The organism is Bacteroidota bacterium (assembly GCA_018266835.1).
Taxonomy (GTDB): Bacteria; Bacteroidota; Ignavibacteria; order Tepidaquicellales; family Tepidaquicellaceae; genus JAFDZO01.
Genome location: JAFDZP010000001.1, coordinates 163,431 through 178,070 on the forward strand (window position 1 = coordinate 163,431; position 14,640 = coordinate 178,070).

Here is a 14,640-nt window from a genome sequence, read left to right on the forward strand (position 1 = left end):
AATTACTTTCTCTGTTTTAATTTATTTGTTACACTATCAGGTAAGTTTCTATAGTATATATAAGTAGCACTTTCAAATTTAACTACATTATAGCCACTTTTGATTGCCCGCTTATAAAAATCAAAATCAGCCGAGTACTTATCTTTGAAGCCTTTTAAATTTATGAAGACATCTCTTTTGCCAAATAATGTTGCTCCGATGATACAATCATTAATATGAATCAGCTTTTTCTTATTCCGCGCATCAGGCAGGTACATATCTTTTTCTTTACCGATTAACTCAGCAGGGGAGTGCAGCAAATCAACCGATTTATTCTTATTCATAAAATCTACCCTTAACTTCAAATGTTCTTTATTGTACTCATCATCTGAATCCAGCAGCGTTATATATTTCCCTGTTGCCATTAGAAATCCGGTATTAACAGACAGCGGATTTTTTCTGTTGGAGTGCCTTATGTATTTAAAGTTAGAATACTTTTTGATGTAAGAAAAAATTATTTTTTCAGAATTGTCATCACTGCCGTCATCTACGATTATTACTTCATAATTTTTAAACGACTGCTTCAAAATTGATTTAATTGCTCTGGGTAAATACTTTTTTCTGTTGTAAGTAGTAAGTATTATTGAAACAGTATATTTATTTTTTTCAATCTGCATTAACTCTTAATTAACCTTTACCCATTGTTTCGGGTCAAGCGCGCGGCTCCATCTCCATAATTCAAAATGAAATGACTGACCGTTCTCATTATCCGATGTATAAGCAATAACATTACCCGCTTTGATAACATCTCCGGGCTTCACTTTCATATTTTCAATAACTCCATAAACTGATTTTATTCCTTCGCCATGATTGATGAAAATCATATTGCCGTACATCGGAATAAAGACAATTGATTCGACAGTCCCGCTTGCAATTGCTTTTACTTCAGAGCCTTTGGCTATTGATACATCTATGCCGGTATTATAAGTATAAATCCTGTGATTGAAGTCAAATCCCAAACCGAAATCTTTCAATATATATGTGCTTAGCACAGGTACAATTAGTTTACCTTTAAGTGAGGAAACAGGCTGGCCGTCATAGGTAACATTCTGGTCAAGTGTAACATATCTGTCAAACGATTTATCGGCAAGCTGGTTCTCAATAAGCCTGATATTTTTTGCTACAAAATCTTTTCTTCGTTCAAGTTCATCAACTCTGTACTTTAATGACTTAACTTTATTTTCAAATTGAATTTTCTTTTCCATTAAGGACTGCTTATCCTCAGACTTTCCTTCGATTACTTTCATCTTCTGGGCATAAGAAAGTGTCATAATTCGTTTCGCTTCCTGTAACACTTTCTGCTCTTTGCGGATTTTTTCAATCTCAGATTTTCTTATTTTAGTTGCTTTCTCAAGATATGCAAGTCTAACATAAAAATCATTCAGCGATTTTGAACTGAACAGAAGTTCACTTTCATAATTTTCCCCGTTTTTATATAGCCATATTACTCTTGCGCCGAACTTTGCTTTAATCTTTAACAACTTATCATTCACTTTTTTAAGCTGTTCATCCATTAAAATCAAAGCACGTTCCTCTTTTAAGGTATCAGGCTGGACCTTCTTCAGCAGATCTGCAACAGCTGATACTTGAAAAGTATAGTTTTTTAATTGTTCAGAGTTTAAAGTAATTGCGCTTTTAGTATCAAGAATATCTTTTTCAATTTTGGCAAGTTCCTGTTTGTAAATTTCCAGCTGATTCGATTTATCGGTTCTGAAGTCAAAATCCACCAGACCGTAAAATAGAAAAAGTGAGAAACTCAATAATAAAATTTTATAATTTAATATTCTCTTATATGTGTATATTTTAATCAAAAATAAACCCCGTGATAATGAAAAAATTTTACAAACAAATTTTAATTTTACTTCCTTTTGTATTTCTGTTCAGTTCGTGTGTTGATATAACCAGAAATATAAAACTGAACAAAGACGGTTCAGGTTCAGAAACTATGAACATAAACATTTCATCTCAATTTTTTCAAATGATGAAAGGACTTGCTGCCTTAGATACCACTAAAAAAATTGATGTATATCAGGACTCTACTATAATTTCTGAAATAAAAAAGAACTTCAAAGGAAACGATTTAATAGAACTTAAAGACTTAACATCTGCAAACACACCTGACTCCGGCAAGAATTTAAAAGTTGACTATGACTTCAAAGACATAAAGGCAATTGCAGTTTCAATGGATGACGATGAGGCATCAAAGAGTAAATCAAGCATTTATATGAAAGAGCAGGGTGACATTATAAAATTTTATTACGAGATGGCTAATCAGGATTCAGAAAATGATAATTCAATGAGCGAACTTAATGGGCAAATGTTTGAAGGAAGACAGTTTATTCTTTCAATCGAATTTCCTTATGATGTAATTTCATCCAATGCAACTACCCAAGAAGGAAGAAAATTAACATGGGTGCGACCTATGAATGTTATTTCAAAAGCAGGCAGCAAAGAAATTTTTGAAGCCGAACTGAGAAAATAATTACCACTCTATAACTTTTGCTGACTTGGGGTATTTAATTTTATATCCTAAATATCCCTTGTTCAGTTCCTTCTTACTGTAATCAAGAAATACATATTCATTCATTGCTGCTCTTGAAATTTTAATCTTGTTCGGGAAATAGTATCCGTCTTCCTCAGAAAAATTTGTATACTCTACCGTTAGCTTTTCTTTTCCGTTTTTATCGTAAACATTGTATTGCTTTATATACCTTTTTAATGGATGAATAAAATATTTTTTAGTTTCATCCTGTGTTTTTTGGATCAAGACTAAATTGTCTTCACTTTTGCTAAGGGTAAAATTCTGTGAGTTCGTATCTGCAAAATTATATGAGCCGGAAAATCCGTTTATGAAATCATCAAAATCCAAAGCTATTCTCAACACAGCTTTTATATTTGTTCCTGTTGATGGCGCTATGATAACACGGTTATCCTGAATATTATAATAAGTGAATCTGCTTCTCTCCAAAAGTATTGCTGCAATGCTTACTCCAAATGGGCCTTCAAGCTTTATATATAGACTATCCGGTTTGACAATGCTTAACGTAAATGATCCCGAATTACTCATATCAGGTGAATCAATTGAAATTACACCTTCGCCTTTCATTGATTTCAATTTTTCAGAATTTTTATTAACTGAAGAAATAATATCTCCAATGGAATAATCATTTTCATTAATTGAACTTCCGCCGGAAGTACAGGAATACAAAAAAGCCAATGGCACCACAAGCAGATACAACAATATTTTTTTATTTATTACACTCACTTAAAAATCTCTCCAGTAAATTTTTTGATGCGGCTTTTTCAAAATTTAAAAATCTTTCGGGGTGGTATTGAACAGCAATCATAAAGTTCTTATTTAATTTATCTGCATATTCAATTGCTTCTATTACTCCGTCGGGTGATTTTGCTGAAATCATAAGACCTTCTCCAAGCCTGTCCGCAGATTGATGATGTGAACTGGTAACTTCGGCTGTATCTTCTTTTATTATTTCTTTAAGCAGTGTATCATTAAAAATTCTTATCTCGTGAATTCTGTCTTCCGTCTCCGAAATTTTTCTGTGATTTACATTTCTTATCTCTTCCAGATCAAAAATAAGACTGCCTCTGAAAAATACATTTATTAATTGCAGCCCTCTGCAGATTCCAAGAATAGGTTTCTTCTGCCTGATAGCTTTTTCAATCAGCTTCATTTCAAATCCATCGCGCTCAGGGATGTATGTTCCTTTTGTTTCGGGAGTGTCCCAGTCACAGTAAATTTCGGGGTAAATATCCACTCCGCCGGAAAGAATTAGCCCCGCGCAATCATCAAATTTTTGTAAATCCTTTTCATGATTTTCGTAATCAAGTACTTCATAGTTTACTTCAAAGTGGTCAAGCCACTTTGTATATCTTTCAAACTTAGATTCAGATTTTGAAATTCCTATTTTCATTATAAAATTATTTCTTTAATTCTGTTTTCAAAAATATCTTTTCCCTTTTTAAACTGAACGTCTATCTTAAGGCAAACGATTCTGTATTTCTTAAATAACTCTTTCATACATTGCAGTTTTACGAAATCTTTTTCAGTAGTAACAATTACTTTTTCCTTATCAATTCCCGTAAAAAGTTTTTCGAGTTCTTCCTCTTTAAATATATGATGGTCGGGAAATTCAAACTTTCTTAAAATATTTAATTTATCCGTATTAATAAGTGAATAAAAAGAGTGGGGATTTGCAATTCCGCATAAAGTATAAACAGCATTATCTAATTGAACCTGTGCGCCGCTCAGGTCAAAATAACCTTTGTTTATATATTTTATAGAAATCAAATCGTTTGTTTCTATTATTTGAGATTTATTATTCCTAATGACAATGGAAGCTCTTTTAAGACCTGAACTTGTTTCTCTCAGATTTCCGGCAGGAAGCAAAATTTTATCCTGTAATGTTTGAGGATGTTCAATTAATACTATGTCTATATCGCGAAACAAGTCCCTATGCTGAAACCCGTCGTCAATAATTATCACATCCGGCTTATATTTTTCAGAAGTGATTTTTGAAGTAGAATATTTTTTCCCGCCTGAAGCAAGAATAAAATTATCTGAAATATTTTTTAATCTGGTGAAGATAAGAAAGGGCTCATCGCCAAGATTTTTTATAGCTGGAGATTGCTCTTTTCCGGTTATAAAATAAATTTCGTCAACATTTTCCTTTTTATAGCCTCCTGAAACTATGGCAACTTTTAAATTTCTCTTCAATAGAAATTCTGCCAAAAAAATTGTGAACGGCGTTTTTCCTGTCCCGCCTGTTTTTATATTACCGATAGAAACAACAGGAACATTCAGCTTTACCTGCTTTATTATTTTCCAATCATAGAGTTTATTCCTTACCAGAACAATAAGCAGAAAAATTAAACTAAACGGTAATAAAAATAATCGCAGGTAATTCAAAGTTCAGATGCTAATTGTTTTTTAAATTCAGTAAGTCTTGCTTCATCAAGATACTCATCGTATTTATATTCTTTGCCAAATTTTACATTACATTTTGAAAACGGATAGGGGATTTCAAATTTATCCCAGCTCTTTAATATTTTTTTTGAAGAGTAATTAATCTTTACAGGTATAACCGGAATTTTACATTCATGAGAAACTATGAGTGCGCCGTTTTTAATTTCTTTCAATGGTCCGCGCGGACCATCAGGTGTAATCACAATATTGTATCCGTCCTTAGCTACTTCAAATAAATCGTTCAATGCTTCCTTTCCGCCTTTTGAACTAGAGCCGCGGCTTACTTTGTAATTCCACTTTTTTAAAAGTGTAGATAATATTTCTCCGTCTTTACTCTGAGAAACCAATGCGCATGATTTTTTATTCTTAAATAAACTCCAGCCCAGCAACATTTGTGAATGCCAGAAAATAAATACTGCCTGTTTGTTTAAAGCACTTTCATTGGTAATTTCAACTCTCAGGGTACTGACTAAAACTCTTATTAAAAAAGGTAAAACACTATATTCTAAAAAACTCTTCAATCTTACTTCAAATAGGTTGAAATTATTTCTGCGGCATTCTGTGAAGCATTTTTATCTGTCAGTATTTTTTTCATTTCTTTGAAATCGTTCTTCATTTGCTCGGCATATTTTTTATCAGTTAAAATCTTTTTTGCTTCATTAAAAATATTTTCAGAAGTCATATTTTCCTGTATAAATTCTTTTACGGCTTTGCGTTTCAGTAGTATATTTACCATTGCAAAGTTATCTATCCTTACAAGATTTTTACCTATTAGGTAATTCATTTTACCTGCTTTGTATCCGGATATAAATGGAGTTTCAAGCAATGCGCATTCCATTGAAGATGTCCCGATTTTTGTGATGACCAAATCAGAATCCAGAATAGTTCTATACAACGCTTCACTTGAATTATTGAGAATGAAATTAAAATTCTCTATGCCTTTGAATTTTTTATAAAACTCCATCGGGAAATTCTCCGAACAAATCACATTAACTTTGCTGCTGAATTCTTTAATTAATTTGTTACCTGTCTCAATGAAAACAGGAAAGATTCTGTCAATTTCTTCTTTTCGGCTTCCGGGCATTAAAGATATTATCTTTGTTCTGCCTTCGGTTTTTTTGTTTTCACTTAAATATTTATTTATACGATTATTCAGCGGATGACCTACAAATTCAGCTGCGACTCCTTCCTTCTCATACATTTCTTTTTCAAAAGGAAATATAACAAGCATTTTATCTATAAGCTTTTTAATTTTTTTTATCCTGCTGTAATGCCATGCCCAGATTTGCGGAGAGATATAATAAATAATTTTGCCGGTATAAAACACTCTGATTTTCTCTGCGAGCTTTAAATTGAATCCCGGAAAGTCCACAAGAATTACCAAGTCGGGTTCAAAACTCTTTATTTGCTTTACAGTATCATTTAAAACTCCGGTAATTTTTTTTAAATTCTTTATTACTTTGGTAAATCCTATAAAGTTAATTTCTTTAAAATTGTGAATAAGTTCTACACCGCTGTTTTCAAGTTCGTTTCCCCCAATACCTTTTAAAGAAACGTCCGGATAAATATTAGTCAATGCACGAATTACATTAGCCCCATGGAAATCTCCTGAGGATTCTCCTGCGACAATAAATATTTTTTTACTGGATGTGTTCAAAATTACCCTAAATTAGTTAAATAATTACTCTTTATCAGAATAAAAAAAAATCCATTAAAAGTATTACTATTAAGAATTTAGGACTCCAAAATACCATGTCACAAACGTCTGAAAATGTCAGTGTTATAAGACTAATTATAATTGAAAACAAATCGTTTTTAGTCTATTTTACAGAGTTAAACCTATTCCGACTCAACTATTTTTGCAAAATTCTGATTAATTCAGAATTTTGCCATATTTTATAATTTTTTTTCTAAAACATTACTTTTTTTATTTATCAATTTAACCAAACTCACTCTATGAGGAAATCTTTAGTATCTCTATTGGCGTGTATTGCTGTTTTGTTTCTCACGCTCACAGCAAACGCGCAAGTTGATGTCAGCGGAGCATTGGTAGGAAACGGTTCCTACACAACCCTTGGCGCAGCGTTCACTGCAATTAACGGCGGGGCTCAGACGTCAGCCGTAATAACCATCGGAATTTCCGGAAATACATCTGAAGGTTCAGCAACTGCAACTTTAAATGCAGGTGTATGGACATCAATAACTATCTCTCCTACAGGCGGGGCTTCCAGAACAATTACAGGAGCAACCACAGCGGGTAGTCCTATGATAGATTTTTCAGGTGCAGACAACGTCACGATTGACGGTCTGAACACCGGAGGCAACAGCTTAACTATTTCTAATACTACAGCATCTGCTACTTCAGTTACCAGTACTATCAGGTTTATTGGCGGTGCAACAAATAATACAATTACAAATTGCAGTTTGCAAGGTTCAGGAAATGCATCAGTTGCCACTAACGGTGCAGTGGTGTTCTTTTCTACAGATGCAGTTACAGCTAACGGAAACGATAACAACACAATTTCTAATTGTGATATCGGACCGGCAGGTGTTAACTTACCTACAAAATGTATTTTAGGTAACGGTTCAACTACAACCACAGCTATTGGTAACAGCGGAATAGTTATTAGCAATAATACTATTCACGATTATTTTTCTGCAACCGTAACCAGTGCCGGGGTAGCTACAAACGGCGGATGTAATAACTGGACAGTTACAGGAAATAAATTTTATCAGGGCGCAACCAGAACATGGACAACAGGCGCAGTACATAATGCAATTTTGATGGGTCCATCAACTGCAACTTCAGGGATGCAGGGAGCTATAATAACAAATAATATTATCGGTTATGCAACTAATTCTCAGACAGGTACATATACTTTAACAGGAAGCACAGGTATATTCAGAGCTATTCACCTTACTGCTATTACAAGCGGTACATTAAACAGAATTTCAAATAATACAATTGCTGCTATCAGCTTAACCGGTGTTACATCAAGCGGAACAAGCACAAGCACACCTTTTGCATGTATACTTGCAAACACAGGTCTTACAAATACTGATAGTAATACAATCGGAAGCCAGTCAGCAACAGGCTCAATAGTTTATTCAACAAATACAACTACAGCTACAGATGTTTATGGTTTCTACAACTTCGGTTCAAATGACTGGAATTGCAGAAATAATACAATCGGCGGGTTTACTGCAAATAATGCAGGCGCATCCGGAGCTTTTATATTTTACGGAATAAGATGTAATACAGGTGCCGCACTGGTATTCACTGCTTCCAATAATTTAATAGGTGGTACGGTTGCAAACTCTATTTCGAGTAACTCAACTTCTACTACTGCTCAGATGATTGGTATGCAGATAGCAACCGGTAACGGAAATCTATCAACTAACACAATCAGAAACATAACTGCAGCAGGCGGTACCGGAACAGGAACAGGAGCTTCCGTTATGGGTATTGCAACAAATGCCGCTACAAGCAGTAACCATACATTAACATCAAATTTAATTCATACCTTATCTAATACAAGTGCTGCAGGTGCAGTAACTGTAACAGGTATTATGTACGGTTCAACTACGGGAACAAATACAATAGAAAGGAATTTTATTCATTCTTTCAGTATTGTTTCATCCAGCGCATCAGCTACAATGAACGGTATATCCGTTAACTCGGGTACATCTACTTATAAGAATAATATGATCCGTCTTGGTATCGATGCTGCAGGAAGTTCAATTACTGCAGGTATCGTTATCAACGGTATTAACGAACAGGTAGCAGGTACAGATAATTTTTACAATAACAGTGTATATATCGGCGGTTCAGGTGTTGTTACAACAGCTGCAAATACTTATGCCTTTATAAGCACTATAACCACCAATACCAGAAATTTCAAAGATAATATTTTCTGGAATGCAAGAAGTAACGGAACCAGCACAGGTAAACACTATGGTATCAGAGTAGGCGGTACCGCAGCAAATCCTACAGGCTTAGCTTCCGATTATAACCTCGTATATGTTAATGGAACAGGTGGTGTGTTCGGATTTTTTAACTCTTTAGATGTTGCTAATTTATCAGCATGGAAAGTTGCAACAGGTCAGGACGGTTCAAGTATTGAAGGATATGATCCTCAGTTCCTAACACCGGCAGGAACTTCTTCTACGGTGGATTTACATATTAGCCCGACAAATCCTACAGTTATCGAAGGTTCAGGTATTGCTGTTGCCGGAGTAACAGATGATTTTGACGGACAGACAAGAAGCACATTAACACCAACAGATATGGGTGCCGATGCAGGTAACTTCGTAGCACAGGATGTTTCAGGTCCTGCAATATCTTATACACCATTGACTAATACAATAGTTGGAGCAAATCAAACACTGACTGCTACAATCACAGACGCTTCAGGCGTAGGTTCAGGTGCAGGTTTACCTACACTTTATTATAAACTTAATGCAGGAGCATACTCAGCTGTAACTGGAACTGATATCGGTTCAAATCAATACACATTCACTTTTGGTTCAGTAACATCTGCCCCGGGTGATGTAATTTCATATTACCTAGTTGCTCAGGATGCGGCAGGATCACCGAACTTCTCATGCTCTCCTTCATTAGGAGCTTCAGGATTTACAGCTAATCCACCGGCAGTTTCAACTCCTCCTACAACTCCAAATACATTTACAGCTGTAGGTTCAATTTCAGGAACTAAGACAGTAGGTTCAGCCGGAAGAGATTATGCAACTTTAAAAGCAGCTTTTGACGATATTAACACAAAAGTACTTACAGCAAATCTTATTCTTGATATTCAGGCAGAAGGTACCACTGAAACTGCAACGGCAGTATTAAACACAGTTTCAAATTATGGCGGCTCATTTACATTAACAATAAAACCAAACTCAACCGCAACAGTAACAGGTTCAATTCCAAGTGCTGCACTTATCAAATTGAACGGATCAGATAATGTAATTATAGATGGAAGTAACAGCGGCGGTACAGATAAGAGCCTAACAATTTCAAATACAAATACAACATCACCAACAGTCATATCCCTTGTAAGTTTAGGTACTGGCCAAGGTGCAACAAATAATACAATTAAAAATTGTATCATGAGCACTGGTGCAAGTACTGCAACCGGATACGGTATTGCAGTCGGCGGAAATACTCCCGGAACTTCAGGTGCAGATAATGATAATGTTACAATTCAAAATAATACAATAACAGTTGCCACTGTAAGCATTTATGTAGCAGGTACTGCTTCTGTAACTTCAGGCGGTGATGATAATTTAAACATTACCGGTAATAATCTGAATTCAAACACAACAATTCAGACACAGGCAATCCAGGTAGGAAATGCATTAACCAGCTCAATTTCTCTAAACACAATCAGTGTTACTACATCTGGTGCTTTTCAACCTGTCGGTATTTCACTTGAAACAGGTTTTGTATCATCAACTGTTACCAGAAATTTAATTACTAACATATTGGCAACCAATACAGGCGGTTACGGCGGCAGAGGTATTACCGTTGGAACAGGTACTGCTTCCAGCTCATTGACAATTGCCAATAACGTAATTTATGGAGTAAACGGTTCCAACTGGAATGCTTTCAGTAATTCATCTTCTGCGGGTATATGGATTGGAACAGTCGGAGGTTCAACAACTATTTCCACAACTGCAGGCGGTGTTTCGTTATACTATAATAGTGTGAGCATGACAGGAAGTATGGGTTCAGGTTCAACGACTGCTATTACTGCAGCGTTATATGTCGGTTCAGGTGCAAGTGCATTAGATATTAGAAATAATGTTTTAGCAAATACTCAGACCGGTACCAGTACTACACAAAAGAACTATGCTATTTATAGTGCAGCTGCAAATACAGCTTTCACTAATATAAACTACAATGATTATTATGTAGCTAATACATTTAACGCTGCATCGGCTATTCCGGGATTTTTAGGTTCGGACAGAACAAATCTCGCCGGAATACAAACAGGATTCGGTGGAAATGCAAACTCATTAGTAGTCGATCCTACATTCAGTAATGCAACCAATGACCTTAGAATTCTGGCAGGTTCACCTGTTTATCACGTTGGAACACCTGTAAGTGTTACGACTGACTACACAGGAGCAACCAGAGATGCATCAACTCCTACATTAGGCGCTTATGAAGCAACTTTAAATGGAGGTCCGGTAATTACATATACAGCATTAACAGGAACAAGTAACTTAAATTCCAGATCTCTCAACAGTGTCAGCATTACAGATGGTGACGGAGTTGCCGGCGGCGGAAACGCTCCAAGAGTTTACTGGAAAGTAAATGCAGCTGCATTCAGCTTGGCAAACAGCGCAGCAGGTGTTTATAACGGTTCCACATACGACTTCACAATCGGAACTTCCGGTTTATCAGTTGCAGATGTAGTTTCATATTTCGTTGTTGCTCAGGATAACCTTGGTGCAGTTAATTCTAATCCTGCAACAGGTTTAGTTGCTACAGATGTTAATACAATTACAACATATCCAACATCACCTAATACTTACACTATTGCAGCACCACCGCTTTCAGGTACCTATACAGTGGGAACCACTTTATTCAGACCTATCGGCGGAGGCAAGCTCGAATTTGAAACTCGTACAAGACAGGTTCAAAGAAGAGTTTTAGCGGACAACGATGCAGCGAAAGTAGATACTAAATCTAATCCAAATTCAGAAGCACTTAATAAACTTCCTGAATACAAAGAGAGTGATTATGTATTTACAACTGTAGAAGAAACATATCAGGTACCTATGGTTAACGGTGTAGAATACAAAGGAACCCTTTATCATGAATTCACTAAAGAAGAAAAATTACAGTTAGGTTTACCTGATGCAATGGTTGGGGACTTTGCTACATTAGCTTCAGCAGTTTCAGCTTTTAATTCAAGAGGTGTAAACGGAGCAACTGTATTTTCATTGACAGATGCATCTTATGCAGAAGGTAACATAGTTCTCAATAATGTAAGTGATGCGCCAACTACTGCAGTTAATACTTTGAAAATAAGACCTGCAGCAGGTGTAAGTGTATCTATTTCTTCTTCACAGGCATCACTTCCGATCATTAAATCTATCGGATTAAACTACTTTACGATAGACGGTAATCCATTCGGCGCAGAAGCACTGACAATTACAAACAGCAGTGCAACAGCACCTATTGGTATTCATATTGCTTCTTCAGGTACAACAACTATTACTCAGGACACTGTTAAAAATGTAACAGTAGTCGGAGGATTAAATTCAGGAACAACTACCACCGCAATTGGTATTACAATTTCTGACCAGGCAGCAGGCGGTTTCGGAAATGGTTACGGTAATGGAATTGTTGTTACAAACTGTACATTCCAGAAATCAATGTTTGGTGTTTTAAGCGTTGGCGGCTCGGCTGCAGGTACTAATAACATGACCAACATTTCATTTACAAATAATAACTTAGCAACATCCGGAGCAAATTGCATCGGTTTCTGTGGTATCGGTATGCAGGGAACAAACGGCGGATTGATTTCACAAAACACCATTGCAAACTTTGAAACAGTTTCTGCGCTTGACCACAGAGGAATCTGGCTCCCAACAGCTGCTAAAAATATAGTTGTTGAAAGAAATAACATTAACACCTTAGGATATACCGGAACCAGTGGTTATGGTAATTATGGAGTGCTTCTTACAACAGGTGAAACTGCTTCTAATAACATTGTAAGAAACAACGTTATTGCTGATTTATGGGGTGACGGATGGACGCACTTAACAGTACTTGGAGATAATACTCACGGTGTTTACGCTACAGGCACACAAACAGGTATCAAAATCTACAATAACTCAATCAGCCTTGGAAGAAATACACTAAACCAAACAGATGCTTTAACTACAGGTATCTGTCTAGCAACAGGTTCTACGGCTGATATAAGAAACAACTCAATTGTAAACAATGCAGGATTATCTGCAGCAACAGGATACGGCTCAACTTGTATTTATTTACAATCTGCTGCATCTCAGTTAGAAAATTCTAACTATAATAATTTATATGATAATGCAACAGGTTCAGGCGTTAAATTAGCCGGAAAAATTGCAACAACTAACTACACTACATTAGCTCTTTATAAAGCAGCTACTTCGTTAGATTCATACTCATTATCGGGTGACCCTGCTTATACATCTTCAACAAATCTATTACCTGATGTAAATAATGCTAATTGCTGGTTATTAAGCGGTAATGGTCTTCCGGGATTAGTAACAAACGACTATAACGGAACAGCCAGAAGCGTAACAGTAGCAGGCGGAGCAGTTGATATTGGTGCGTACGAGTTCGTTCCGGTAGCAGCAGCACCATCAGTAGCAGGAAGCCCTGCAGCTCCTCCGGTAGGCGGCGGTACACAAACATTTACCTCTAACGGTAAATTACTTGCGCAAATTGATTGGGGTGCCACAGGAACAAATCCATCAGCTATTACATTTACATTCTACCCTGGAACAAATCCTCCGGGATCAACAGGTTTCAATGTTGGTAACGGTTACTGGGTTATCACTGTTCCTGACGGTACAGGATTCACATACGATTTAACTTTATATTATGATCCGGCTCAATTAGGTACTATTCCTGCTGATACAAACGTTGTAATCTGTAAATCTGAAGATGGCGGCGGTGTTTATGCTCCGTTCCTCGTTTATGGTACGAACCCGGGGGAATACGAACGTAATTCAGCACAGCACAAAATCATCATTCATGGATTGTCATCATTCTCAACATTCGGTTTAGGTGATAACAATGCACCTTTACCTGTTGAACTTGCTTCATTCACAGCAAACATTGACAGAAGAAATGTAAACCTTAATTGGTCTACAGTTTCTGAACTGAATAATGCAGGTTTTGATATTGAAAGAAAGATTTCAACTTCACAAACATGGACAAAAGTCGGTAACGTAGCCGGTAACGGTACATCAGCTACTACTCATAGCTATAGCTTCATTGATAGAAACATTGAGTCAGGAAAATACAACTACAGATTGAAACAAATCGATAATAACGGAAACTTCAATTATCATCAGTTATCTTCACTTGTAGATGTAGGTATTCCAACTAAATTTGATATTAGCCAAAACTATCCGAATCCGTTTAATCCAACAACAAAGATTAATTACGATTTGCCATTCGATAGCAAGGTTTCTATCATGCTATATGATATGACAGGAAGACAAGTTGCTACAATTATTAACGCAACTCAGTCAGCAGGTTATCATACAGTTCAGTTCAATGCTTCAAATTTAGCAAGTGGTACATACTTCTACAATATTATTGCAGAAGGCGGTAATGCTTCTAAATTCATTACAACAAAGAAAATGGTACTTGTAAAATAAGATCTAATATTTAAGTAGTATTTTTAAAGCCCGTCCTGATTTTTTATCGGGGCGGGTTTTTTATTTTATACTCAATAAATTATTGAAAAAACGCATAGCGAAACTTACGCCCCCTCGTAAGATTTGCACTAAACCAATGAATAAACAGTAATATATCAGGCTTTTTCGCATTAATAGTATTGTTAAAACAGTAATATACTCTTATCTTTTCTTTATTCTTTTCTGTAACC

General features: G+C 35.9%; 9 protein-coding genes. 2 read left to right on the forward strand and 7 right to left on the reverse strand.

The genetic code is table 11. From position 1 onward, the window contains the following. Positions 1 to 2 precede the first annotated feature (2 nt). Both JST55_00770 and JST55_00775 read right to left on the reverse strand, forming a co-directional pair. Positions 3 to 656 (reverse strand): glycosyltransferase family 2 protein, encoded by a 654-nt coding sequence (locus tag JST55_00770; protein ID MBS1492007.1) that lies wholly within the window; start codon positions 654 to 656, stop codon positions 3 to 5. Positions 657 to 662: 6 nt separating this feature from the next. Beyond that, positions 663 to 1,799 carry a peptidoglycan DD-metalloendopeptidase family protein gene (locus JST55_00775; protein MBS1492008.1) on the reverse strand — a complete coding sequence of 379 codons (1,137 nt, stop codon included), beginning with the start codon at positions 1,797 to 1,799 and terminating at the stop codon, positions 663 to 665. A 68-nt stretch (positions 1,800 to 1,867) separates the two neighbouring features. Between JST55_00775 and JST55_00780 the strand changes: the two genes are divergently transcribed. Continuing rightward, the gene (locus tag JST55_00780; GenBank protein MBS1492009.1) at positions 1,868 to 2,521 is read left to right on the forward strand and encodes a hypothetical protein; all 654 of its coding nucleotides are present in this window, start codon (positions 1,868 to 1,870) and stop codon (positions 2,519 to 2,521) included. Here the strand turns inward: JST55_00780 and JST55_00785 are convergent, their stop codons facing one another. From JST55_00785 to lpxB, 5 genes are read right to left on the reverse strand one after another with little or no spacing between them, the layout of a single operon-like run. Next, entirely contained in the window at positions 2,522 to 3,304 is a 783-nt protein-coding gene (locus JST55_00785) for a DUF4292 domain-containing protein (GenBank protein MBS1492010.1), read from the reverse strand. It abuts the gene before it with no gap. Further along, complete coding sequence (locus tag JST55_00790; protein ID MBS1492011.1) at positions 3,288 to 3,971, reverse strand: gamma-glutamyl-gamma-aminobutyrate hydrolase family protein; 684 nt, start codon at positions 3,969 to 3,971, stop codon at positions 3,288 to 3,290. The genes JST55_00785 and JST55_00790 overlap by 17 nt, the downstream gene beginning before the upstream one ends. Beyond that, positions 3,971 to 4,966, reverse strand: coding sequence for a tetraacyldisaccharide 4'-kinase (gene lpxK, locus JST55_00795; protein ID MBS1492012.1), 996 nt, complete (start codon positions 4,964 to 4,966; stop codon positions 3,971 to 3,973). The genes JST55_00790 and lpxK overlap by 1 nt, the downstream gene beginning before the upstream one ends. Continuing rightward, on the reverse strand, positions 4,963 to 5,544 hold the full coding sequence (locus JST55_00800) for a lysophospholipid acyltransferase family protein (GenBank protein ID MBS1492013.1): 582 nt from the start codon (positions 5,542 to 5,544) through the stop codon (positions 4,963 to 4,965). Before JST55_00800 ends, lpxK begins: the two co-directional genes overlap by 4 nt. Positions 5,545 to 5,546: 2 nt before the next feature. Then, positions 5,547 to 6,680: a lipid-A-disaccharide synthase gene (gene lpxB / locus JST55_00805; protein ID MBS1492014.1), complete on the reverse strand. Its 1,134-nt coding sequence runs from the start codon at positions 6,678 to 6,680 to the stop codon at positions 5,547 to 5,549. Between the two features lie 299 nt (positions 6,681 to 6,979). Between lpxB and JST55_00810 the strand changes: the two genes are divergently transcribed. Beyond that, entirely contained in the window at positions 6,980 to 14,410 is a 7,431-nt protein-coding gene (locus JST55_00810) for a T9SS type A sorting domain-containing protein (GenBank protein MBS1492015.1), read from the forward strand. The last annotated feature ends 230 nt before the right edge of the window (positions 14,411 to 14,640 follow it).

Coding starts and splice junctions, on each gene's coding strand:
- JST55_00770 (MBS1492007.1), bottom strand. CDS start 656: ATGCAGATTGAAAAAAATAAATATACTGTTTCAATAATACTTACTACT.
- JST55_00780 (MBS1492009.1), top strand. CDS start 1,868: ATGAAAAAATTTTACAAACAAATTTTAATTTTACTTCCTTTTGTATTT.
- JST55_00790 (MBS1492011.1), bottom strand. CDS start 3,971: ATGAAAATAGGAATTTCAAAATCTGAATCTAAGTTTGAAAGATATACA.
- JST55_00810 (MBS1492015.1), top strand. CDS start 6,980: ATGAGGAAATCTTTAGTATCTCTATTGGCGTGTATTGCTGTTTTGTTT.